Source organism: Lysobacter sp. A421, assembly GCF_054052145.1.
Genome location: NZ_JBSVRL010000001.1, coordinates 493765 through 517089, shown reverse-complemented (window position 1 = coordinate 517089; position 23325 = coordinate 493765). Strand labels below are relative to the sequence as shown.

General features: G+C 64.0%; 25 protein-coding genes. 10 read left to right on the top strand and 15 right to left on the bottom strand.

Translation table 11 applies throughout. The features are described from left to right. Positions 1–14: 14 nt before the first annotated feature. The 5 genes from ACW7G6_RS02435 to ACW7G6_RS02415 form a co-directional block, all read right to left on the bottom strand. Positions 15–797, bottom strand: coding sequence for a succinate dehydrogenase iron-sulfur subunit (locus ACW7G6_RS02435; RefSeq protein ID WP_456979305.1), 783 nt, complete (start codon positions 795–797; stop codon positions 15–17). Between the two features lie 109 nt (positions 798–906). Next, on the bottom strand, positions 907–2697 hold the full coding sequence (gene sdhA, locus ACW7G6_RS02430) for a succinate dehydrogenase flavoprotein subunit (RefSeq protein WP_456979304.1): 1791 nt from the start codon (positions 2695–2697) through the stop codon (positions 907–909). 1 nt (position 2698) lies between these two features. Beyond that, positions 2699–3100, bottom strand: coding sequence for a succinate dehydrogenase, hydrophobic membrane anchor protein (gene sdhD / locus ACW7G6_RS02425; RefSeq protein WP_456979303.1), 402 nt, complete (start codon positions 3098–3100; stop codon positions 2699–2701). Continuing rightward, positions 3097–3492 (bottom strand): succinate dehydrogenase, cytochrome b556 subunit, encoded by a 396-nt coding sequence (sdhC, locus tag ACW7G6_RS02420; RefSeq protein ID WP_456979302.1) that lies wholly within the window; start codon positions 3490–3492, stop codon positions 3097–3099. The genes sdhD and sdhC overlap by 4 nt, the downstream gene beginning before the upstream one ends. A gap of 111 nt (positions 3493–3603) precedes the next feature. Next, on the bottom strand, positions 3604–3780 hold the full coding sequence (locus ACW7G6_RS02415) for a DUF1674 domain-containing protein (protein ID WP_456979301.1): 177 nt from the start codon (positions 3778–3780) through the stop codon (positions 3604–3606). Between the two features lie 92 nt (positions 3781–3872). Between ACW7G6_RS02415 and ygfZ the strand changes: the two genes are divergently transcribed. Continuing rightward, positions 3873–4715 (top strand): CAF17-like 4Fe-4S cluster assembly/insertion protein YgfZ, encoded by an 843-nt coding sequence (gene ygfZ / locus ACW7G6_RS02410; RefSeq protein WP_456997706.1) that lies wholly within the window; start codon positions 3873–3875, stop codon positions 4713–4715. A 30-nt stretch (positions 4716–4745) separates the two neighbouring features. Here the strand turns inward: ygfZ and ACW7G6_RS02405 are convergent, their stop codons facing one another. The 4 genes from ACW7G6_RS02405 to ACW7G6_RS02390 all read right to left on the bottom strand — a co-directional run bounded on the left by ACW7G6_RS02405 (position 4746) and on the right by ACW7G6_RS02390 (position 9836). Continuing rightward, positions 4746–7040: a thiamine pyrophosphate-dependent enzyme gene (locus ACW7G6_RS02405; RefSeq protein WP_456997494.1), complete on the bottom strand. Its 2295-nt coding sequence runs from the start codon at positions 7038–7040 to the stop codon at positions 4746–4748. A gap of 81 nt (positions 7041–7121) precedes the next feature. Next, complete coding sequence (locus tag ACW7G6_RS02400) at positions 7122–7679, bottom strand: GNAT family N-acetyltransferase (RefSeq protein WP_456979299.1); 558 nt, start codon at positions 7677–7679, stop codon at positions 7122–7124. A 14-nt stretch (positions 7680–7693) separates the two neighbouring features. Beyond that, positions 7694–8857, bottom strand: coding sequence for an acyl-CoA dehydrogenase family protein (locus ACW7G6_RS02395; RefSeq protein ID WP_456997493.1), 1164 nt, complete (start codon positions 8855–8857; stop codon positions 7694–7696). A gap of 160 nt (positions 8858–9017) precedes the next feature. Then, the gene (locus ACW7G6_RS02390; protein WP_456979297.1) at positions 9018–9836 is read right to left on the bottom strand and encodes a glycine zipper 2TM domain-containing protein; all 819 of its coding nucleotides are present in this window, start codon (positions 9834–9836) and stop codon (positions 9018–9020) included. A gap of 166 nt (positions 9837–10002) precedes the next feature. Here ACW7G6_RS02390 and ACW7G6_RS02385 point away from each other — a divergent pair, with 166 nt between their 5' ends. Next, positions 10003–10227 (top strand): DUF6116 family protein, encoded by a 225-nt coding sequence (locus ACW7G6_RS02385; RefSeq protein WP_456979296.1) that lies wholly within the window; start codon positions 10003–10005, stop codon positions 10225–10227. Positions 10228–10236: 9 nt separating this feature from the next. Then, complete coding sequence (locus ACW7G6_RS02380; protein WP_456979295.1) at positions 10237–11016, top strand: TatD family hydrolase; 780 nt, start codon at positions 10237–10239, stop codon at positions 11014–11016. On the opposite strand, the gene ACW7G6_RS02375 is transcribed toward ACW7G6_RS02380, so the two are convergent. Next, the gene (locus ACW7G6_RS02375; RefSeq protein WP_456979294.1) at positions 11013–11834 is read right to left on the bottom strand and encodes a tRNA threonylcarbamoyladenosine dehydratase; all 822 of its coding nucleotides are present in this window, start codon (positions 11832–11834) and stop codon (positions 11013–11015) included. The genes ACW7G6_RS02380 and ACW7G6_RS02375 overlap by 4 nt on opposite strands. A 79-nt stretch (positions 11835–11913) precedes the next feature. On the opposite strand from ACW7G6_RS02375, the gene ACW7G6_RS02370 reads away from it, so the two are divergent. Next, positions 11914–12357, top strand: a complete 444-nt coding sequence (locus ACW7G6_RS02370; RefSeq protein WP_456997492.1) for a hypothetical protein — start codon at positions 11914–11916, stop codon at positions 12355–12357. Between the two features lie 84 nt (positions 12358–12441). Next, entirely contained in the window at positions 12442–12915 is a 474-nt protein-coding gene (locus ACW7G6_RS02365) for a glycine zipper 2TM domain-containing protein (RefSeq protein WP_456979292.1), read from the top strand. Between the two features lie 149 nt (positions 12916–13064). On the opposite strand, the gene ACW7G6_RS02360 is transcribed toward ACW7G6_RS02365, so the two are convergent. Beyond that, the gene (locus ACW7G6_RS02360; RefSeq protein ID WP_036193815.1) at positions 13065–13274 is read right to left on the bottom strand and encodes a cold-shock protein; all 210 of its coding nucleotides are present in this window, start codon (positions 13272–13274) and stop codon (positions 13065–13067) included. Positions 13275–13481: 207 nt separating this feature from the next. On the opposite strand from ACW7G6_RS02360, the gene ACW7G6_RS02355 reads away from it, so the two are divergent. The 4 genes from ACW7G6_RS02355 to ACW7G6_RS02340 all read left to right on the top strand — a co-directional run bounded on the left by ACW7G6_RS02355 (position 13482) and on the right by ACW7G6_RS02340 (position 17480). Further along, positions 13482–13967 carry a DUF456 domain-containing protein gene (locus ACW7G6_RS02355; RefSeq protein ID WP_456979291.1) on the top strand — a complete coding sequence of 162 codons (486 nt, stop codon included), beginning with the start codon at positions 13482–13484 and terminating at the stop codon, positions 13965–13967. A 110-nt stretch (positions 13968–14077) separates the two neighbouring features. Beyond that, positions 14078–15343 carry a phospholipase D-like domain-containing protein gene (locus ACW7G6_RS02350; RefSeq protein ID WP_456997491.1) on the top strand — a complete coding sequence of 422 codons (1266 nt, stop codon included), beginning with the start codon at positions 14078–14080 and terminating at the stop codon, positions 15341–15343. Further along, positions 15343–16524: a phospholipase A gene (locus ACW7G6_RS02345; RefSeq protein WP_456997490.1), complete on the top strand. Its 1182-nt coding sequence runs from the start codon at positions 15343–15345 to the stop codon at positions 16522–16524. The genes ACW7G6_RS02350 and ACW7G6_RS02345 overlap by 1 nt, the downstream gene beginning before the upstream one ends. Beyond that, entirely contained in the window at positions 16524–17480 is a 957-nt protein-coding gene (locus tag ACW7G6_RS02340; RefSeq protein WP_456997489.1) for a patatin-like phospholipase family protein, read from the top strand. The genes ACW7G6_RS02345 and ACW7G6_RS02340 overlap by 1 nt, the downstream gene beginning before the upstream one ends. Before the next feature lie 47 nt (positions 17481–17527). Here the strand turns inward: ACW7G6_RS02340 and ACW7G6_RS02335 are convergent, their stop codons facing one another. The 3 genes from ACW7G6_RS02335 to ACW7G6_RS02325 form a co-directional block, all read right to left on the bottom strand. Beyond that, positions 17528–19066 carry a fumarate hydratase gene (locus ACW7G6_RS02335; RefSeq protein WP_456997705.1) on the bottom strand — a complete coding sequence of 513 codons (1539 nt, stop codon included), beginning with the start codon at positions 19064–19066 and terminating at the stop codon, positions 17528–17530. A gap of 151 nt (positions 19067–19217) precedes the next feature. Beyond that, entirely contained in the window at positions 19218–19457 is a 240-nt protein-coding gene (locus tag ACW7G6_RS02330; protein WP_456997704.1) for a heavy-metal-associated domain-containing protein, read from the bottom strand. A gap of 137 nt (positions 19458–19594) precedes the next feature. Further along, complete coding sequence (locus tag ACW7G6_RS02325) at positions 19595–20149, bottom strand: DUF488 domain-containing protein (RefSeq protein WP_456997488.1); 555 nt, start codon at positions 20147–20149, stop codon at positions 19595–19597. A gap of 153 nt (positions 20150–20302) precedes the next feature. Here ACW7G6_RS02325 and ACW7G6_RS02320 point away from each other — a divergent pair, with 153 nt between their 5' ends. Then, a complete protein-coding gene (locus tag ACW7G6_RS02320; RefSeq protein ID WP_456979285.1) occupies positions 20303–21112 on the top strand; it encodes a ferredoxin--NADP reductase in 810 nt (269 codons plus the stop codon). A gap of 8 nt (positions 21113–21120) precedes the next feature. Here ACW7G6_RS02320 and ACW7G6_RS02315 read toward each other — a convergent pair whose 3' ends face one another. Then, entirely contained in the window at positions 21121–23226 is a 2106-nt protein-coding gene (locus ACW7G6_RS02315) for a tetratricopeptide repeat-containing diguanylate cyclase (RefSeq protein ID WP_456979284.1), read from the bottom strand. Positions 23227–23325: the final 99 nt, after the last annotated feature.

Below are 23325 nucleotides of genomic sequence, written 5' to 3'. Positions count from 1 at the left end.
GTGACGTGATCTACTCAGGCGCTACGCGCGACCATCAGCTTCTTGATTTCGGCAATGGCCTTGGCCGGGTTCAATCCCTTCGGGCACGTGCGGGTGCAGTTCAAGATGGTGTGGCAGCGGTACAGCTTGAACGGGTCTTCCAGGTCATCCAACCGGCTACCGGTATCTTCGTCGCGGCTATCCACGATCCAGCGATACGCCTGCAGCAGGACGGCGGGGCCGAGGTAGCGGTCGCCGTTCCACCAGTGACTCGGGCAACCGGCGGTGCAGCAACCACACAGGATGCACTCGTACAGACCGTCCAGCTTCTTGCGATCCTCTGGCGACTGCAGGCGCTCACGGTCGCTCGGTGCCGGGCTCTCGGTACGGATCCACGGTTTGATCGAGGCGTACTGCGCGTAGAAGTGGGTCAGGTCGGGAACCAGGTCCTTGACCACCTCCATCGCTGGCAACGGATAGATCGGCACGTCACCGCTGCTGCAATCCTCGATTGCCCTGGTGCAGGCCAGCGTATTGGTGCCGTCGATGTTCATCGCGCACGAACCGCAAATGCCCTCGCGGCATGAGCGGCGGAAGGTCAGGGTCGGATCGATCTCGTTCTTGATCTTGATCAGCGCGTCCAGAACCATCGGCCCGCACGTCGCCATGTCCACCTCGTAGGTGTCCAGGCGCGGATTCAAGCCGTCATCGGGGTTCCAGCGGTAAACCCGGAACGTGCGCGGTTGTTTCGCGCCCGGCGAATCGAAATGCCGGCCCTTTTGAATCTGGGAGTTTTTTGGAAGCGCGAATTCGGCCATTGCTGCACCAGTTCCGTATCAGGGGCGACCCGTTCCACAAGGAGCGGGCGCCGGGGAAAACCAGACCACCTCGAACGTTTGACGTCTTGCCTTGCGGCGACGGCGTCAATCAATACACGCGCTTGGCCGGTGGAACCACTTCCACATCGTCGGTCAGCGTGTACATGTGCACGGGGCGGTAATCGATCTTGGTATTGCCGTTTTCATCGACCCAGCACAACGAATGCTTGTGCCAGTTGACGTCGTCACGCTCGGGGAAGTCGTCACGTGCATGACCACCGCGCGATTCGGTGCGGTTCTCGGCACACACGATCGTTGCCAGCGCCTGGTCCAGCAGGTTGGCCAATTCGAACGTCTCCACCAGGTCTGAATTCCAGACCAGCGAACGGTCGCTGACCTTGACGTCGTCGAAAGAGGCCCGGATCTCGCGAATGCGCTGGACGCCCTCGGCCAGGGTCTCTTCGGTGCGGAACACCGCGGCATCGGCCTGCATCGCGCGCTGCATCTGGTCGCGGATAATCGCGGTCGGGGTGCCGCCGTTGGCATTGCGCAGTTTGTCCAGACGCGCCAACGGTGCTTCGCAGGCATCGCCAGGCAGGTCTGCATGACTTGCCCCGGGAGTAATGGTCTCGGCGCAGTGGTTGGCCACGGCGCGACCAAATACCACCAGGTCGAGCAACGAATTGGAACCCAGGCGGTTTGCGCCGTGAACCGACACGCAACCCGCTTCGCCAATGGCGTACAGCCCGGGAACGACCGAATCGGGATCGCCATCCTTCAACTGGACGACCTGCCCGCGATAGTTGGTCGGTACGCCGCCCATGTTGTAGTGGACAGTCGGGATCACCGGGATCGGCTGTTTCTCGACATCGACGTTGGCGAAGATGCGCGCCGACTCTGCGATGCCCGGCAGCTTCTCGTGGATCACTTCCGGCCCAAGGTGGGTCAGATCGAGCAGCAGGTGATCCTTGTGCTCGCCGACGCCGCGCCCACCGCGGATCTCCATCGTCATCGCACGGCTGACCACGTCACGCGAGGCCAGGTCCTTGGCGGTGGGTGCGTAGCGCTCCATGAAGCGCTCGCCGGTGGCATTGCGCAGGATCCCGCCCTCGCCCCGGACGCCCTCGGTGATCAGGCAGCCGGCGCCGTAGATACCGGTCGGATGGAACTGCACGAACTCCATGTCCTGCAAGCCCAGACCGGCACGCAACGCCATGCCGCCACCGTCGCCGGTGCAGGTATGGGCCGAGGTTGCCGAAAAATACGCGCGGCCGTAGCCACCAGTGGCCAGCACCGTGCCCTGACCGCGGAACAGGTGCAGCGTGCCTTCCGCCATGTCGAGCGCAAGCACGCCGCGACAGGTGCCATCGGCATCCATGATCAGATCAAGCGCGAAGTACTCGATGAAGAATTCGGCGTGATGGGCCAGCGATTGCTGGTACAGCGTGTGCAGGATCGCGTGGCCGGTGCGGTCGGCGGCGGCGCAGGTGCGCTGGGCGGCGGGGCCTTCACCGTATTTGGTGGTCATGCCGCCAAACGGACGTTGGTAGATCTTGCCCTCGGCAGTGCGCGAGAACGGCACGCCCTGGTGCTCCAGCTCCACGACCGCCGGAATCGCCTCGCGGCACATGTACTCGATCGCGTCCTGGTCACCCAGCCAATCCGACCCTTTGACGGTGTCGTAGAAGTGGTACCGCCAGTCGTCTTCGCCCATGTTGCCCAGCGCCGCGGCAATGCCGCCCTGGGCGGCCACGGTATGCGAGCGGGTCGGGAAAACCTTGGTGATGCAGGCGGTCTTCAGGCCCTTCTGGGCCAAACCGAAGGTCGCGCGCAGTCCGGCGCCACCGGCACCCACCACGATCATGTCGAACTTGTGTTCCTGGATCTTGTAAGCCGGCACGTCAGCCCCCGAGCGTGATGCGAATGACAGCGAACACGCTGGCTAGTGCCGCGAGGACGCATATGAAGATGACCGTCAGTTGCAGGGTGACCGCAATCCACGGCGTGTGTACGTAATCCTCGATGACGACCTGCATGCCCAATTTGGCGTGCCAGAACGAGGCGATCAGGAAGGAAGCAAGCAGCACGGCGTTGACCGGATCGGCGACGGCCGCACGAACGCTGGTGTAGTCACCACCGATCAATGACAGCAACAGCACAACCGCCCAGATCGACAGGAAGATCAAGGCGACCGCTGTGATCCGCTGGATGATGAAATGGTGGGTCCCGCTTTTTGCCGAGCCCCAACCGCGGGCACGCTTGAGCGGGTTGCGCAGGTCCACCTGCGGATTGCTGTTACTCATGCGCCACCCCACTGCTGCATCGCTGCGAACCAGATCAACGCCGTCAGCACCAGGCTGACGATGATGGTGGTCCAGCTGTTACGGATGAAAGTGCTGATCTGGAATCCCCACCCGGCGTCCTGAAGCAGATGCCGGATGCCGTTGACCAGGTGATAGGACAAGGCCCAGCTCCAGCCGAACAACACGACGAATCCGAGGCCGGATCGTGCGCAGGCACTGAAATCAGCCCATTGCGCCGGACCGGCGGCGATGGCCACCAGCCCCCAGGCGAACAGCAGGCTGCCCAGCGCCAATACGATGCCGGTGGCGCGGTGCAGGATCGAGGTCACCATCTGGACTTGCCAGCTGTAGACCTGGATGTGCGGTGATATCGGGCGTGGGCGGCTGGCCATGGCAACGGCGCTCTCTGGGCTGGGCGGCGTGGCCGCGTGGCAGGAATTTCAGGCCTTCGGGCACGCCCGAAGACTCAAATGATGGTGGAGCAGAACTCGTTACGGTGATGATCAAAAATCGATACAGCGGCCGTTCTTCTCCCAGTCACCATAGCGGGTGGGGTCGGGTCCGCTGCGACCGCCGTGTTCGACCGGTGCCAATGGCGTAGCTGTCGTCTCGGGGGTCCGCGGTGCGGGTGTCCCGGGCGACGCCTCGGAATCGGTCTCGGAAGTGGTTTGGCCTATCATCACAGACCCCAATCTTAGGACTCGGCCCCTTGTCTGACAAGTCGCAATACGACGATGACGCCTGCTTCACGTTGTCCGGGCACCGCGTGGTCATGCTCCACGGGCGGGATGCCATCGGGTTTGCCCAGGCCCAATTCATGAATGACCTTGACGCGCTGGCGGTAGGGCAGTGGCAGTGGAACGGCTGGCTGACGCCGAAGGGTCGCGTGATCGCGCTGTTCGCGTTGATTAAACTGGATGACGAGACATTGTGGCTGCTATTGCCCGATGCCGACCCCGGTGCGCTGGCCGAGCGCTTGCGCGGGTTCCTGTTCCGCAGCAAGGTCACGATCAGCGTGCGCGACGATTTGCAGATCAGCGGATGTTTTTCAGCGGCAAAAGCGGCGAGCGGGAACGTGGCCGATGTTGCTGCCGATGGCTCGGTCGAGTTCGACATGGGCGCCGAAGGCGGCCCGCGCCGTTTGCGCATTGCCGCGGTGGCATCGGCTGCCGGCGGCGCGTCCGCAAACCCTGACGGGGCTGCCCGCTGGCGACTGGCCGATCTCGAGCACGGCTTGCCACGGCTGCCGGAATCACAGGCAGAACAATGGACGCCGCAACAGCTGTCGCTGGAGCGCTTGTCCGGGTTCAGCGTCAAGAAGGGCTGCTACCCGGGCCAGGAGATCGTCGCGCGCACGCACTTTCTCGGCAAGGCAAAGCGTGGATTGGCGCTGCTGGAGGCCACTGCTGCGACCGCACCTGGCAGTGACGTGACCAGCACTGCCGCAGACGGCATCACTACCGTATTGGGTCGCATTGCGGCCGCTGCCACCCATGGCGGGCGGCATGTCAGCCTCGCCGTGCTGCCGCTGGAGCGCGGGAGCGAAGCGGCGAGATTGAGCGTGGACGGCACCACTGCGCGCGAAGGCATCCTGATGGACGGCCTTGCTCGCTGAGGTTACTCCGCGACGAGCAAAGTGCGGTCGTCAGGCTTTCGTGTCACCCAACTGGTCCGCCGCCGCAACGATGTCCTCCTCACCCGGGATCACCAGGAACGCCGCGCCGGCCAACGGGGTGTAGGTGTCGACGCCGACCACGCGTCGGAACGGAATGGCTCCCAGTCCACCCTCGGCAATCGCCGTGATCACGCCCTCGCCGACGCCGGCACTGCGACGCCCTTCGTCGACCACGATGATTCGTTTCGCATCACGTGCGTGATCGACGATGAATCCGTCATTGAGCGGCACCAGCCAGCGCAGGTCGACCACTCGCGTCTTCCAGCCATGTTTCTGCTCGATCGCGCGCGCGGCGCGCAGGCTCATCGGCACGCCGTTGCCGTAGGTGAAGATCACCAGGTCGTCGTGACCGGCGTCGTACACCCTGCCCTCGCCCAAGGCCATCGCCTCACCCGGGGCGGGATAGGCGGTCAACCAGCCGCCATCGCCCGGCTCCTGCAGGTCCTTGGCCATGTACAACGCAATCGGCTCCAGGAACACGCTTACCCGCCCATCGACCTTCGCCAATGCCGTCAAGGTGCGCAACATGGTCACCGCATCGTCGCCACGCGATGGACAGCCCACGACCAGGCCGGGGATGTCGCGCAACGCGGTGATCGAGTTGTCATTGTGGAAATGGCCGCCAAAACCGCGCTGGTAACCCAGTCCGGCGATACGCACCACCATCGGGTTGGCGTACTGGTTGTTGCTGAAGAACTGCAGGCTTGCGGCCTCGCCTCGGAGCTGGTCGCAGGCGTTGTGGAAGTACGCCAGGTACTGGATTTCCGGGATCGGCAGCATGCCGACATTCGCAAACCCCTGGGCCATGCCGAGGATCATCGTCTCGTCGAGCAGCGTGTTGAATACCCGGCGCGCGCCGAACGCCTTCTGCAGCCCCTTGGTCACCGTATAGACGCCGCCCTTCTGGGCCACATCCTCGCCGAACAGCAGCGCCTCGGGATACTTCGCGAAGGTGTCGTGCAACGCGTGGTTGATCTGGATCGCGAGGTGACGCGGCGGCTGGTTCTCCGGCAGTTTCGACTCCTCGCCGAACACCTCCAGTCGGCGCTGGCCGAAGTCGGCGCGCTCTGCTTCGGCCTTGACCGCGGCTGGCGTATACGGAGCGAGCGGCGCGATGACGTCGGCGAGGTTGTCGAGCTTGGGCCGGCGATCGGCTTCCTCGGCGGCGGCGAAGCAGCGCTTACGGGTCGCCTCGTACAGCGCCAACACCTCGTCTTTCGACATCAGACCCGATTCCAGTGCGATCGCGGCCGAGCGCAGCAGCGGGTCGGTCGCTTCGACGGCACACAATTCCTCCAGCGAACGCCATTCGATCTCGAAGTCGGTACCGGCATGACCCATGATCCGGGTCGTGCGCAGGTGCAGGAAGGTCGGCCGGCGGGTGCGGCGGCAATGCTCGACGGCACGTTGGACGTCGGCATAGCCGGTCGCCAGGTCCAGCCCGTCGGCAGTGAAATAATCCAGGTTCGGCCGCTGCGAGAAGTTCTGCGCGATCCAGCCATTCGGGGTTTTCACCGAGATCCCGATGCCGTTGTCCTCGCAGACGAACAGCACCGGCGCGGGCAGCTTCTGGTACGCCGTCCATGCTGCGGCGTTGAACGCGGTCTGGGCGGTGGCATGGTTGCTGGAGGCGTCGCCAAACGAGCAGATCGCGATGCTGTCGTCGGGGATCGGCAGATTGTGGCCGAGCCGTCTGCCGGCCTCGATCGCTATCGCAGTACCCAGCGCCTTGGGCAGGTGGGAGGCGATGGTCGAGGTCTGTGGCAGCACCCACAGCGGCTTGCTGCCCCAGACCTTGTGGCGGCCGCCGCTGGCGGGATCGTCCTTGCTGGCGGCAAAGCTCAACGCCGAATCCATCGTCGGGTCGCGCGGTCGGCCATCGCTGCCCGGCAGCTTGCGGAAGCGCTCGGCCATGAAGCCGCCGCTGCGGTAATGCAGGAACGCCGGATCGGTATGCCGGGTCGCCCGGGCCACCATCGCATTGCCTTCATGGCCGGACGAGCCGATGGTGTAGAAGACCTTGTTCTGCACCCGCAACACGCGCGCCATCAGGTCGAGGTGGCGGCTGACCAGCTGCGACTCGAACAGTTCGATGAAGCCATGTGCGTCCAGCGCGCTGCCTTCGACGACCGGCTCATGCGGCGCCGGTGGCGCGTCGACCGCGCCGTCCCAGTCGCGCACGAACTCGGTGAAATTGACATCACAGATCTCGGCGCGATTGAGACCCCTCATGCGCGCGGGGACGGGGTTGGACAATGTTGACATCGACAGGCTCCGCCTCACCGTCAAGCAAGGCTTCAAATGGGGGAAAGGCACCGGACCTCGCGGCAGTGACGGCGATTTGACTCAGGAGGGGGGCTTAACGCGCCGCGCTTGCCATTGCTCACGGCTCTGCCCCCATATCTCGATCGGATGGTCCTCCAACGGCGGCGGCAACCGGCCCGGCCCGCGATTGGTCGATCCCAGGCGCGCCGCCAGTGCTTGCGAAGCGCGGTTGTCCGGATCGATCGAATGGATCACCTCGGACCATTGCAGGTGATCGAACGCCCAGTCGATCGTCGCAATGGCCGCCTCGTGCGCATAACCATGCCCCCACGATGAGCGTTTGAACGACCAGCCCACCTCGGTCCCCGGCCAACCTTCGGGCTGCCACGGACCGGTCTGGCCAAGCCACTCGCCGCTGGTCTTGTCGATGACCGAAAACATGGCAAAACCCTGCATCGCCCACGCTCCGGGCATCTGCAGGAACTTGCGCCAAGCGGCGGCACGCAGCAGGGCGCCACCGATGTAGCGGGCCGCCTCCTCGTCGCCGATCAACTCCGCGAAGCCGTCGAAATCCGGACGTTGCGGTGGCCGCAGGATCAGGCGTTCGGTTTCAAGCGTAGGTCCGAGGTGAACGGTCATGGGGTATCGGGTTCCTAGAACGCGTTGATGCCGGTCAGCTCGCGGCCAAGTACCAGCTGGTGCACGGTCTCGGTGCCCTCGTAGGTGATCACCGACTCCAGGTTCAGTGCGTGGCGGATCGCGCAATGCTCGGTGGTGATCCCCGCCGCACCCAGCAGGTCGCGGCATTGGCGCGCGATGTCGATCGCCATCCGGCAGTTGTTCCACTTGGCCAGCGAGACCTGGGTCGGCGCCATGGTGCCGGCGTCCTTCAGCCGGCCCAACTGCACGACCAGCAACTGCGCCATGGTGATCCGGCGCGCCATGTCAGCCAGCTTCAGCTGGGCCGATTGCGTCGCCGCCACCGGGCGGTCGAACAGGATGCGTTCCCTGGAGTAGTTCAGCGCCTCGTCCAGGCACGCGATCGCCGCGCCGATCGGACCCCAGGTGATCCCGTAACGGGCCTGGGTCAGGCAGCCCAGCGGACCGCGCAGGCCTTTCACGTTCGGCAAGCGGTTGGCCTCGGGCACGCGCACGTTGTCGAAGAACAGCGAGCTGGTCACCGACGCGCGCAGGCTCATCTTGTGCTTGATCTCCTGGGCGGCAAAACCGGCCATGCCCTTCTCGACCACGAAGCCCTGGATTCCGTCGTCGGTCTGCGCCCAGACGATCGCGATATCCGCCAGGTTGCCGTTGGTGATCCACATCTTGGAGCCGTTGAGCACCCAGTCGCCGCCGTCCTTCTTGGCGTGGGTCTTCATGTTGCCCGGGTCGGAGCCGCCATGCGCTTCGGTCAGGCCGAAACAACCGATGACCTTGCCGGCGGCCATGTCGGGCAGCCAGCGCTGCTTCTGCTCCTCGGTCCCGTAAGCAAAGATCGGGTACATGCACAGCGAGGACTGCACCGAGACGAAGCTGCGGATGCCGCTGTCGCCGCGCTCCAGCTCCTGGCAGATCAGGCCGTAGCTGACCGAGTTCAGGCCACCGCCGCCGTACTGCTCCGGCAGGGTCGCGCCCAGCAGGCCGAGCTCGGCGATTTCCGGCACCAGCTCCTTCGGGAAGCGGCCGTCGTCGAACGCGTCGCCGATGATCGGCAGCACCCGCTCGTCGGTGAACCGCGCCACCGTGTCCTGCACGGCGCGCTCCTCTTCGGTCAGCAGGGAACGGGTGTCGTACAGGTCGTAGGGATTCAGGGCCATGGTGAACTCGTACTTGGAAAGCTCCCATTGTAAGCAGGCGTCCCGAAGGAAAGCACCCGGAACATCGCAACTAAGCAATCCGCGGCAAAACAAAAAGGGGCCGGAAATTCCGGCCCCTTCGGGTTGTTGCCTGTCGCGCTTGTAAATCGCGTTTGTGAAATCAGCCGCGATCGGCGCCAGTGTTCGCCGAGGCCGTCTGGGTGACTACCTGGCCATCGATCACCGGCAAGCGCTTGCCGGGCTCGTCGTCCAGACGCACGGTCTGGTCCTGTCCCTGGTAGCTATAGGTCACGTCGTAGGCGACCACCTGGTCCTCGCTGCCCAGCGAGATCTTCTCGCCGGGCTTGCTGCCCGTGCGCATCGTGCCGGTGGTGCCGTCGGGATTGCGATAGGTCACGTTGTAGCCAATGACCTTGGTGGACTTGGACGTGTCGGAGACGGTGCGGCACTGGGTGTCGACACGCTGGGTCACCCGGCCACCCACATGGTTGCGATCGACCCGGTTGCCGACGAAACCACCGGCGACGGCGCCGGCCGCAGTCGCGAGCTTCTTGCCGTTGCCTCCGCCCACCTGGTTACCCAACACACCGCCGAGCACAGCACCGGCGACTGTTCCGCCAACGTTGCCATCGCGCTCGGGCGCACGTTCCTGCACGACGACGTCCTCGCACACCTGACGCGGGGACGAAGTGGTGCTGGTCTCGCGAATCGGATCGGTGCCGATCACGCTGGCAAACAATTCCTGCTTCTTCAGGACCGGCTCGACGTTGACCACGTCGGCATATTCCAGGTTGCCACTGGGCTTGATCGCACCGGCGGTGTCGACGTCCCCCGACAGATTGGCAGTCAACCCGTCGCCATTGGTCACCAGCTGCGCCGATTCGCTGGCATCGGTGCCGCTGAAGCTGTTGTAGGCGGCGACGGCCACGCCACCAACCAGCAGGGCGGCAACCGCCACGGCAAGCATGTTCTTGTTCATTCGTCGCTCTCCTTCGTGAAGCGGTGCAGTCCGCTGTTACATATGCCGGTATCTGAGCACTTTGATGCTGAACAGAGGCCGCCAGACGAGACGACAACCGCCAAACCGTGAAGCCGGCCCCATCTGCGCGTGCTAGTTTCCCGGTTGTCCGACTCGCGAGATGGTCATGGCCAATCCTTTGCTCCTGCCACTACTCAGCTGGGCGCGAAAGCTGCGCTACCCGACGCTGTTCAAGCTGACCGCGGCCTTGTTCGTAATCACTGTCTTGGTACCCGATCCATTTCCGTTCATCGATGAGATCGTCCTGGGGCTGGGCACCTTGCTGCTCGCCAACTGGAAAAGCCGTAAGGACACCATTCAGCCCCCGACACCCCGCGACCGCGACCGGTAACGGTCCGACGTGCTGATCGACAGTCATTGCCACCTTGACGCGGCGGAGTTCGATGTCGACCGCGCCGCGGTGATCGCGCGCGCCATCCAGGCCGGTGTCACCCGACAGATCGTGCCTGCGGTCACCGCCGCCGATTGGCCGAAACTGCGCGCCGTATGCGAGGCCGATGACCGGCTGCACCCGGCTTATGGACTGCATCCGATGTTCCTGGCTTCGTATCACCCCAGGCACCTGAACGAACTGCGCCAGTGGATCGAGCGCGAGAGCCCGGTAGCGGTCGGCGAGTGCGGGCTGGACTACTTCGTCGACGGACTTGACCGTGACCTCCAGGCGACCTGCTTCCAGGCCCAACTCACACTGGCTCGTGAGTTCGATCTGCCGGTCATCGTCCACGCCCGCAAGGCGCTGGATGCGGTAACGATGGCGATCCGTGCAATCGGTGGTTTGCGCGGCGTCGTCCACAGCTTTTCAGGCAGCCAGCAGCAGGCCGAAAACCTGTGGGAGCAAGGCTTTTTGCTCGGCCTTGGTGGCCCGGTCACCTACCCGCGCGCCAACCGGCTGCGCAAACTGGCCGCCACCATGCCGCTGGAGTGGTTGCTGCTGGAAACCGACGCTCCCGACCAGCCCGACGCCACCCATCGCGGCAAGCGCAACGAGCCGGCCCGCCTGATCCATGTACTGCAGACCATTGCCGACTTGCGCGGCGTCGCGCCAGCAGAGGTGGCCGCAGCAACGACAGCGAATGCCGAACGATTGTTCCGACTGCCACTCACCCGGAAACCGACCTAGGCAGGTGGAAGCACCCGCGGCGGCTTCAACAGCAGTTCCAGCGCCTTGCCCACCATGACAAACGCAAACGCGCCGGTGACATGCGTGGCGGCGCCCAGACCGGCGCCACAGTCAAGCTTGAGCGCCGCGTCCCCAGCGACCGGCGGACGCAAGCCGCAGACGCTGCCATCGGCTTGCGGATACCTCACGTTCTCCAGCGAGTACACCGCCGGTACTCCGAAATAGCGCTGCAGGCTCTTGGGGAAATTGAACTCGCTCCGCAATTTTTTACGGACCAGCGCCAACATCGCGTCGTGCTCGGTACGTGACAGGTCCCGCACCCGCACCAGGGTCGGATCGACCCGCCCGCCTGCCGAGCCACACACCACCAATGGCAACTTGCGACGTCGACACCATGCAATCAACTCGACTTTGCTGCGGAAGCTGTCGCAGGCATCCAGCACCAGGTCAAACCGGCGCTCCAGCAATTGGGCCATGTTGCCGGCGACCAGGAAGTCCGCGACCGGGTCCACCTCCAGCAACGGATTGATCGCCCTGCACCGCTCCGCCATCGCCTCGACCTTGGCCTTGCCAAACTGCCCGGCATGGGCGGGCAATTGGCGGTTGCTGTTGGACACGCAGATATCATCGGCATCGACCAGGGTCAGGTGCCCGACCCCGCTGCGCGCCAGCGCCTCCACTACCCACGAGCCAACCCCGCCCATGCCAATCACGGCAACCCGGCTGCCCGCGAACCGCGCCAGCGCCCCGGCACCATACAGGCGGTCGATCCCGCCAAAACGTTCCAGCAAAGCCGGGTCCAGCGAAGCAGTATTCATCCGTGCATTGTAAGTGCCACCGAGCACGGGACCGACGACACGCATGCTATCGTTCGGCGAAATTCACAGGAGCGCGACCATGACCACCCCCACGCCCAAGACCACCAATGGGTCAAAGTATATTTTTCTGTTACTGCTGGGCTTGGTCATCGGCGTGCTCGCAACGGTCATGGCCTTGCGCGCGATCGAGAGCCGGAAGGGTTGGCAGGATCACTTCCCACATGCGGCGATGCATCTGATGCAGGCCCATGCCGCACAGCTGGGCGGAAGCGTCAAGGCCAATCGCTGCGCCGCGACTGACAGCCTGCCGCACCTGCAGGCACTGCGGACGGTCGCCAATGACCTGGAACCTGCCTTTCCCGGCTTGCGCGACGACAGGCGTTTCGTCGAACACGCGGGCGACCTGCGTGCGACGCTGGATTCGGCTCTTGCCAGTCCCCCGCTCAACTGCGAAGGCCTGGCCAAGGTCACCAAGAGCATCGGTGAGTCGTGCAAAGCCTGTCATCAGGATTTTCGCGGTTGACCGGATGTTCACGATCCAGCGCATAGGTTGAGGACGCAACCGGGTTCATCGTCCGGTGAAGCCCCACCCTCGCAGGAGATCCGCATGAATATCCAGAACCTCAAGTTGTTCGGTGTGGCCGCCGCTGCCAGTCTTGCCCTGGCCGGTTGCGCCACCCCGGGTTACGGCAACAACTACGGCTCACCGTCGCCGAACTACGGCAACAACAGCGCCAATTGCCAGGACTGCGGCACCGTGGTCCGTATCGAGCAGGTCGGCAACAACAGCAATGTGCCCAATGCCACCGGTGCGGTCCTGGGTGGCCTGGTAGGTGCGGCTGCGGGCCGCGAGCTGGCCGATGACGAGAGCAAGGGTCGTCGCAACACCGCTACCGTTGCGGGCGCGGTGGCGGGCGCGGTGGCAGGCAACGCCATCCAGAACCGGGTCGGCGGGGAGAGCTACAACGTCCATGTGCGCATGGACAACGGCCGCACCACCGTCGTCAGCCAGGATGACCTGGGCGGCATCCGCCAAGGCTCGTACGTGCGCGTATACAACGGGCGGGCCTGGGCGCGCTGATACGCGCTGTCCGACAGCTGCGCGCGCTGCTGCGCCCCAAGTGCCACATTCCAACAAAAACGTTCCCGTAAAAAAACAGGCGGCCCGCAACTGCGGACCGCCTGTTCTATTGCGACAGCCGAATCCCGGCGGGTGCCGGGGTTCGCGTCTTATACGGCCTGGACTTCGTCAGCCTGCAAACCCTTCTGACCCTGGGTCACGACGAACGAGACCTGCTGGCCTTCCTGCAGGCTCTTGAAGCCCTCGGACTGGATGGCACGGAAATGGACGAACACATCTTCGCCATTTTCACGGCTGATAAAGCCAAAACCCTTGGCATCGTTGAACCACTTGACGGTTCCGGTTTCACGGTTGGACATTAACTTGCTCCTTGGAACATTTGATTGACAACAGCGCGGTTGCACGGTGCTGGTTGCAAGGAGGAAGCGAGGTACAACGATGAAGCGATCATGGGATCAGCGCATCGAGCCAAGATTCACGGTGACCCTGACAAACAGCGGCCTGAAACTAACCCGTACAGTGTGAAAACGCAATAACGTATCCAGTAAAACTGGTGGGGACTTGGCATGGATCTGGTGAATATCTACTACCTCATCGCCGCGTTACTGGTCCTGGTGGGCCTGGCCGGCACGGTATTGCCTGCCCTGCCAGGGGTGCCGTTGATGTTCGCAGGCATGCTGCTGGCGGCCTGGGCCGGCAATTTCGAACAGGTGGGATGGTGGGTGGTGGTCGTGTTGGGGGTGCTGACCGTGCTGTCGATCGCCGTCGACCTGCTCGCCACTGCGATGGGTGCAAAGCGGGTCGGCGCGAGCCGACTGGCCTTGGTGGGCGCGGTAGTTGGCACCCTCGTGGGCTTGTTCTTCGGCATCATCGGTCTACTGGCGGGTCCGTTTATTGGCGCCCTGGTCGGCGAGTTGATCCACGGCAGACAGGTCCGCCAGGCGGCCCGGGTCGGTTTCGGTACCTGGCTGGGCATCCTGGTCGGCACCGTGCTCAAGGTTGGGCTGGCGTTCGCGATGATGGGAATCTTCGCCTTTGCATGGTTTATTTGACCCTCTGGGACCCATGCCACGTTCACACCAACTTTGACCATGAACGGGCAAAGTAGGCACCTTCGGATGGGGTGTGGGGAGCATCAATGCCACGATGGAGTCGCCAACGCATGACCTGGATCATCCTTGCCACCGTGCTGATCACTGCCTTGGCTGTGATCATCGGGCTCAACTTCGCCACCCCGACCAAGCAACTCGATCGCAAGATCGAGCATCGCTACGCAATCAGCGACCCGCAATTCCGTCGGGAAATGTCGGTGATGCTGGGTCCATCGGTGTTGTCGGGAAACCAGGTCACAGCCCTCAACAACGGTGACGAAATCTTTCCGTCGATGCTGGAGGCAATCCGCAGCGCGCAGGTTTCCATCACCTTTGAGACCTACATCTACTGGTCCGGAGCGATTGGCAAAGAGTTCACCGAGGCGCTGTCAGAGCGTGCACGGGCAGGCATCCCGGTGCACGTCACCATTGACTGGGTCGGCAGCCTGAAGATGGACCAGCAGTTGCTGGACCGGATGCGCGACGCAGGCGTTCGGCTGGAGCGTTACCGGCCCTTGCATTGGTACAACCTGAGCCGGATGAACAACCGCACCCACCGCAAGCTGTTGGTGGTCGATGGCAAGATCGGGTTCACTGGCGGCGTCGGTATTGCGGATCCGTGGCAGGGCCACGCGCAGGACCCCGATCACTGGCGTGACATGCACTTCCGGGTGGAAGGCCCGGTGGTGGGGCAAATACAGGCGGCGTTCAACGACAACTGGATCAAGAGCACCGGCGAGGTATTGAACGGCCCGAAGTATTTCCCCGCACTGCCGCCTGTGGGAGATATCGACGCACATATGCTCACCGCCTCTCCGTCCGGGGGCAGCGAAAGCATGCATCTGATGTACTTGATGGCGATCGCCGCGTCCGAGCAATCGATCGACCTGACCGCGTCGTACTTCGTGCCAGACTCGTTGATCATCAGCGCGCTGGTGGCGGCGCGCGAACGCGGCGTGCGAATCCGGATCCTGGTGCCGGGCCCGCATATCGATGCGAACGCCGTACGACTGGCGTCCAAGTCCACCTGGGGGCCGTTGCTGGACGCGGGCGTCGAAATCCACGAATACCAACCCACGATGATCCACACCAAGCTGCTGGTCGTCGACCAGGAGCTGGTCTCGGTCGGCTCCACCAACTTCGATATCCGCTCGTTCCAGCTCAACGACGAAGCGAGCCTGAACATCTATGACCATGAATTTGCGGAACGGATGACCCGGGTGTTCGAGCGGGACCTGGAGTCGAGCAAGCGCTACACCTACCAAACCTGGCAGGAACGGCCGTGGACGGAAAAAATTGCCGAGCGGGTCTTGTTGCCAATCAAGTCGCAACTGTGATGCGGGCGCTGCTGCCAGGCTGTTGCTCGCTCGGATTGTTCATCGGCTTGATCTCCAGTCCGACACTGGCGCAGGACCTGCTGTCACCCGACGCTCCGGCAACCCCGGAGGCCTGCGCGGCGCTCAATATCGATGTGGAGCGCCTGGCTTGCTACGACGCCGCCGTTGGGCGTCACGCGGATGGCCCTTCCGTCGCCGACGCGCAGGCCCGTCAGGCGCAGCAACTCAAGGATGCCACCGCAGCACAGCAGCGCAGCCGGCGCGCGGACCTGCCCCGGCGCGAACGCCTGCGGCAGGGGCTGAGTGACCTGTTCCGCGCCGAGAACGGCCTGCCCGACCCGCTGGATGCAAGCATCGCCAACGCCGGCAAGGGCGGTTTGCTGGACAGCCGCTGGGAGCTGGCACGCGACTCCAAGCTGGGCGTCTTCAACCTGCGTGCCTACAAGCCCGTCTACCTCTTGCCCGCCGTGTGGAGCAGCCATCCAAACGAACTCCCCGCCAGCTCCAACCCGGCGATGCCGGCACAGCCGTTATCACTGAAGGACGTGGAAACCAAATTCCAGATCAGCTTCAAGACCAAGGCGGTCGAAAACCTGTTTGGCGATAACGGCGATATCTGGATGGCCTACACCCAGGTCTCGCACTGGCAGGTCTACGAAGGCGACAACTCGCGCCCCTTCCGCGAGTCCAATTACGAGCCGGAAGTGATGCTGGTGTTCCGCAACAACTACGGACTGGGCGAGCACTGGCGCGGCCGGATGCTCGGTATCGGCATCAACCACCAGTCCAACGGTCGCGCCGACCCCCTGTCGCGCAGCTGGAACCGGGTGGTAATGAATTTCGGCCTGGACCGGGAAAACTGGGCCCTGATGGTGCGCCCGTGGTGGCGGATATCCGACGGCAGTGAGGACGAAAACCCGAACATCGAGGACTACGTCGGGCGCGGCGACGTAACCCTGGTGCACACCCGCGGCGGCCATGAGTTCGCGCTGATGGCGCGACACTCCATGCGCAGCGGCGATCGATCCCACGGCGCGGTGCGGTTCGACTGGGGCTTTCCGTTGACTCGCACGCTGCGGGGCCATCTGCAGATATTCGACGGCTATGGCGAAAGCCTGATTGACTATGACCATCGATCCACCCAGATCGGGTTGGGCATCTCGCTGCTGGAGTGGTTCTGATGCAGGCCAAACGAATCCTGTCCTTCGACGGCGGCGGCATCCGCGGCCTGGTCAGCTGCACCTGGCTTGGCGGCGTGGAGGACACCCTCGCACGGGCAGGAAAGCCCGGGCTGCTTGACAGCTTCGACCTGGTCGCCGGCAGCTCCACCGGCGCTTTGGTGGCCTGCGGACTCGGCATCGGCCTGAGCCCCGACACCATGGCCGAGGTTTACCGCGCCCAGCGCGACGAGATCTTCCCGGGGATGGCCGACCGCCTGTGGTCACGCGCGGGACGCTTGTTCAGCGCCGGACCGTCGGCACCCAAGTACGACGGCAAGGGGCTGGAGAAGATACTGAAGAAGGTCTTTGGCAAGACCACGCTGGGCCAACTCAAGCTGCCGACTGTGATCCCCAGCTACGACACCATCTCGCGCAAACCGGTGATCTTCAAGAGTTTCAAGCCCAGCCACCGGGACTTGCTGGTCTGGGAAGTCTGCCGCGCAACCACCGCCGCCCCCACCTATTTCCCCGCGCATCCGATGAAAATAGAAGGCAAGACCTGCTCGCTGATCGACGGCGGTGTCGTTGCCAACAACCCGACGATGTGCGCGATTGCCGAAGCGTTGCGACGCGACCGCGATGCCCACCAATGCGGCGACCTGGTCGTACTGTCGATCGGCACCGGGGAGCGCACCCGGCCCATCAGCCTGGAGTCCGCCCGGGAATGGGGCGCGCTGGAGTGGGCCGTACCGATCATCGACGTGTTGTTCGACGGCAACGCCGAGTCGGTGGATTACATCACCCGACAGCTGGTTGGCGACAGTTACTTCAGGATGCAGGCGGAACTGTTGGCCGGCCTGGATGACCTGGATGACACCAGCGCGGTCAACATCGCCGCGCTGGAGAAGCTGGCAACGGCCTACCTGGCCCTGCCGGGCACGCGGAAGAAAATGAAGGCGCTGGTGGAGCTGTTGTAGGGCGGCCATGGTGCATTACGGCGTGCCGCCCAATACACCCTACGGGATCAGGCGGGCTCGACCAGCACGGGGATCTTGCCGATGCGCGCCTGCCACGTGCGCGGGCCGGTCTGGTGGACCGACTCGCCGCTGCTGTCGACCGCCACCGTCACCGGCATATCGCGCACGGTGAACTCGTAGATTGCCTCCATGCCCAGATCCTCGAAAGCCACCACGCGTGAGGCCTTGATCGCCTTGGACACCAGATACGCGGCGCCGCCGACCGCCATCAGGTAAACCGACTTGTGCTTCTTGATCGCCTCGATCGCAACCGGACCGCGTTCTGCCTTGCCGACCATGCCCAGCAAGCCAGTCTGGCTCAGCACCTGCTCGGTGAACTTGTCCATCCGGGTCGCCGTGGTCGGGCCGGCAGGGCCGACGACTTCGTCTCGCACCGGGTCAACCGGGCCCACGTAATAAATGAAGCGGCCCTTGAAATCGACCGGCAGCGGCTCGCCCTTGTCGAGCATGCCTACGATGCGCTTGTGCGCGGCGTCGCGGCCGGTAAGCAACTTGCCGTTGAGCAGGATCGTCTCACCCGGCTGCCAGCTGGCGACGTCTGCCGGGGTCACGGTATCGAGGTCGACGCGCCGGCCATTGGAAGCGTCGTAGGTCAGCTCGGGCCAGTCTTCCAGCGATGGCGGGTCCAGTTGTACCGGGCCGCTGCCATCCAGGGTGAAGTGCGCATGCCGCGTGGCCGCGCAGTTGGGAATCAACGCCACCGGCAGGTTGGCGGCGTGGGTCGGGTAATCCTTGACCTTGACGTCGAGCACCGTGGTCAGCCCACCCAATCCCTGTGCGCCGATGCCCAGCGCATTGACCGCGTCGAACAGTTCGATGCGCAACTCTTCGGCGCGGTTGGACGGGCCGCGGGCCTTCAGCTCGGTAATGTCGATCGGCTCCATCAGCGATTCCTTCGCCAGCAACATCGCCTTCTCGGCGGTGCCACCGATGCCGATGCCGAGCATGCCCGGCGGGCACCAGCCGGCGCCCATGGTCGGTACGGTCCTGAGCACCCATTCGGCAACTGAATCGGACGGATTGAGCATCGCGAACTTGGCCTTCGCCTCAGAGCCACCACCCTTGGCCGCTACGATCACATCAACCGTATTGCCGGGCACGACCTTGACGTTGACCACGCCAGGCGTGTTGTCCTTCGTGTTGATGCGCTTGCCGGCCGGATCGGCCAGCACCGAGGCGCGCAGCTTGTTGTCGGGGTGCTGGTAGGCGCGGCGCACGCCTTCGTGAACCATGTCTTCCACGCCCATGGTGGCGTCGTCCCAGCGCACGTCCATGCCGATTTCCAGGAACACGGTGACGATGCCGGTGTCCTGGCAGATCGGCCGGTGGCCTTCGGCGCACATGCGCGAGTTGATCAGGATCTGCGCGATCGCACCCTTCGCGGCGACGCTCTCTTCGCGCTCGTAGGCGGCGGCGAGGCTCTTGATGTAATCGACCGGGTGATAGTACGAGATGTACTGCAAGGCATCGGCAACGGACTGGATGAAGTCCTCCTGCCGGATCGAGACGGATTGGCGGGCGGAAATCGGACTTGCGACAGGGCTCACGGCAGGCTTCAGTGCTGGTTGCGGAGCCCATATTCTAGCGATCGGAGCCGGCCGGGTGGCGAATCACGCCCGAATACGGGAGCGACGCGCCGCCAAGCGACACGCCGCTCCCCAATCCCGATGGTCCCGATCAGGAGCAACCGCCGCAGCAGTCGCTACCTTCGCCGCTATGGGGCGCCGCATTGCTGGCGGGGTACCCGGCGGTTGCGAGCGCATCGATGGCCTGTTGCTGGGTCAGCAGCCCTTCCACCCGGACTTGCTTGTGGTCGACATCGACGGTGACCTGGGCGGTGGGATCCTGGGCCTGGATAGCGGTCGTGATGGCGTCACTGCACTTGTCGCAGGTAATTTCTTCTACATCGAGCAACATGGCTTCGGCACTCCTGATATCTGGTGGCATGCCCCGACGGTCTTCGGGGCGCTGGTCGACAGGGTCGCGGAAATCGGGTCGCGTTGCCTTGACCAGGATCAGGCGTGGCGCAGATACCGTATCGGTCACCAGCCGCGTCAGAACAGCGTGGCCTGCGGCGGCTCGGGCGCGGAGTAGTCCAGTTTTCCATCAACGATCCGGGCCGCCGAGGTGTACGGGTGTTCGTCACTGCGCCCAGGCGCCATCAAGTGGATGACCTCCCAGCCGCGGGCCTTGAAATCATCGGAGATCAACCCGCGATGACACTGCCACCAGACCGCCTCGGCGCACATGATCGCCACACGCTGGCTTGCTGCCAGCTCGGCGAGATGGTCTCTCGCGCGCTGGTAGTCGGCGGTCTCCATGTAATCGGCATAGCCGCGAAAGCTGTCATTGCGCCAGGCGGTGTTGCGGGTGTGCGGATCGACCTTGCGACGGCCTCCCAGCCCGGTCATCGGCAGGTAGACGATTCCGGTTGGCGGCAATTCGCGCGCCATGGTCTCGGCAGAGAACTGCGGGTTTCTGCGCGAACCGGGAAACCGGCGCACGTCGCCCAGCGTGCGGATACCGGCGTCACGCAACATGCCGACGAACACGTCCCAGTCGCGAGTCGAGTGGCCGATGGTCCATAGCGTGTGGCGTGGCTTGTCCATGCCGACAGGATGCGCGACAAGCCGTGAAGCGCGGTTGATATCGCGACCGGACCGTCGCCCGAATCGTTGAACCGGAACCCATGGCCGGGGCGGCTTCCGGAACGTTGGGCTGCAATCGGCTAAAATGCGCTGTCCCCTCGCATTAAATCCGCCATGTCCCCTGCCTTCGGCACCGAAACCGTGCTGGACGTCCGTCACTGGACGGACGATTACTTCAGCTTCACCACCACCCGCGACAACGGCTTCCGTTTCGACAACGGCCAGTTCGTCATGATCGGCCTGGATATCCCGCAAGCCGATGGCTCGACCAAGCCATTGATGCGGGCGTACTCGATTGCCAGCGCAAACTGGGAAGAGCAACTGGAGTTCTTCTCGATCAAGGTCGCCTCCGGTCCGCTGACGTCCCGATTGCAGCACATCAAGCCCGGCGACACGATCCGGATCGGCCGCAAGCCGACCGGGACACTGCTGATCCACGACCTGCACCCCGGTCGCAACCTGTACCTGCTGGGCACAGGCACCGGCTTCGCGCCGTGGCTGTCGGTGATCAAGGACCCGGAAACCTACGAGCGCTTCGATCGGGTCATCCTGACCCACGGTGTCCGGCGTGCCGACGATCTCGCCTATCGCGACTACATCCTCAACGAGTTGCCGCGGCATGATTTTCTCGGCGAGACGATCGCGCAAAAACTCCGCTACTACCCGGCGGTCACCCGCGAGAGCTTCCATTTCGACGGGTGCGACCATCGCGGCCGGATGACCGATTTGATGGCCACTGGGCAGATGATGGAGCACCTCGGCCTGGAGCCGCTCGACCCGGAGCACGACCGGGCAATGATCTGCGGCAGCCCGCAGATGCTGTCCGACTTCCGCGCCCTGCTGGACGGCCGGGGTTTCGTCGCGGCACCCCGCATCGGCGTGCCAGGCCATTACGTGTTCGAGCGGGCCTTCGTGGAGAAGTAGCCGGAGCCTCAGCGCAACTTGCCCGGAGCTGGCACCGGCAGCGGTGACAGCAGACCCGATGACGGAGTTTGCCGATCTCCCAACAAGGTCACCAATTCGACCTTCCCCGCCCGTTCCGCGGCGGCCAGGTCCTCGCAGATCTCATCGATATCGCACGACTCGATGCTGCCCTGGCTGACGTCCAGGCATATAGCGCAGTTGCGTCCGTGGTGCTTGGCCAGGTACATCGCCGCATCGGTCAGCCGCAAGGCATCCTGCCATTGCCGTTCGCTGCCGCCGGAAAATACAACGCCGCCAAGCGACGCGGTGACACTGATCGCATCGCTGCCGACTTCGACCGGCTCACCTGCGATGGCCAGCAATATCCGCTGCGCCAGCACGACCATCCCGCCTGCCGGAACACCCGACAAAACCAGCACGAACTCCTCCCCGCCCCAACGCACCAACGCATCCTGCTCGCGCAACCCTGACTGCAGGCGCCGGGTCAGCTCGACCAATACCGCATCGCCGGCGGCATGGCCATGGGTATCGTTGATCGTCTTGAAATGGTCGACGTCCAATAGCATCAGGCCAATGCCGGAACGCGCGCCTTGCTCCTGCAAGGCACCGTTGCGACTCGTTGCCACCCGCGCCATCAGCGCGTGAAAATGGCGCCGGTTGAATGCTCCTGTCAGCTCGTCGCGCACCGATTTCTCGGTGAGGGTGGCATTGTCCACGGCGAGTCGTCGATTTGCATGCCGGGTACGCCGCAGCCGCTGCACCAGCAAGAGCGCAGCGAGAATCGACGCGATCGCCACCACGACCCACAGGCGCTGGCGCCAATTGCGCGCGGCGACGGCGGCCTTGCGCAGTTCGGCCTGCGCGGACAGGCGCTGGATTTCACTGCTCTTGCGTTCCTGGTCGTACTTGACCTGCAATTCCAGAACCGCTTTTTCACGCTCCTGGAGGGTCAGCTTGTCGTTGGCCGCCTGCGCTTCATGCACGGCCTGCAGAGCCTCCTTGTAATGCCCTGCCTGCTCCAGGATCCGCACCAGTTCATCGGAGATCACGATCTCGTAGACGATATTGCCCTGGCGTCTGGCCAACGCCACCGATTGCTCCAGCGTGTGGACCCCTGCTTCCACATCGCCCAGGCCGCTCATCGCGATGCCCTGGTTGGCCATCGCCACGGCAAGGCCGTTATCGTTGCCCGTCTTCACGGCAAGGGCGGCGGCGCGGCTCGCATACGCCAGCGCCTGTGCGTAGCCACCGGGTTTCAGGTAATGGTCGGCAAGGTTGGAAAGAATGGTGACTTCGGCGTCACTCAGCCCCTCGTGAGCCTGCGTGATCGCCAGGGCTTTCGTGAGCGCCTCGAGTTGCTTGTCGCCTTGCCCGGCCTTGGCGTAGGCATGGCTCCGGGTGATGTGCAACGCGGCAATGGCATGGACGAAACCGATCGACTCGGCGATGGCCAAGGCTTCTTCGGTAAACGCAAGCGCCTGGACCTCGTTACCCAGAATCGCGTTCATTCGCGCAAGCCGGTTCAACAACTCGACCCGGTCCGCGGTGTTTCCCAGCGATTGGGCCAAATGCAGCGCGTCGAACGAACCGGAGATCGAAGCGGTCAGGTTTCCGATCATCTCCTGGAACCTGACCTTTGCCCTGAGCATTTCCAGGCGCAACTGCGGGTTCGAGCCGACCAGCGGTTTCGCCTGGACAAGCAAGTCCCCTGCCACCTCGTAGTCCAGGCGCTGCATCGCGTCACCGGCGCGAAGGACCAGCAACCGGGCGCGGCAACCGGGGCAGTCGCCGCGCTCGCTGATTTCCTCGGCCGCCACCAATGCATCCCGCATCGACTCCGCGTCACGGCCGGTCAGGGACAATCCGGCAATCGCCGCCCAATATCGGCTATCCACATCCGTTGACAGACGGCCACCCTGTCGCGCGCGCGCTGCACGCAAGCGCGCAATGGCGCGCATCGGAGACTCGTAGCCATGCAGGCGCTGATCTTCAAGGACAGTCTCGACCGACTCCCCGGTCGCCGTGGAGATTGGCGCGACGGGGCGATACGCTGGAGCCGCAAAGGCCGTCGCCGTTGCGAACAACATCGCCAGAGGCAGAACCCATTTACTCATGCCTGCGACAACGGCCGAGCGAGGTCGGACATGAGCGATGTGCTCGACGCACTTTCGTTTTTGTGATTTGCGTCACTAAATTACCGTTGTTCCCATCGC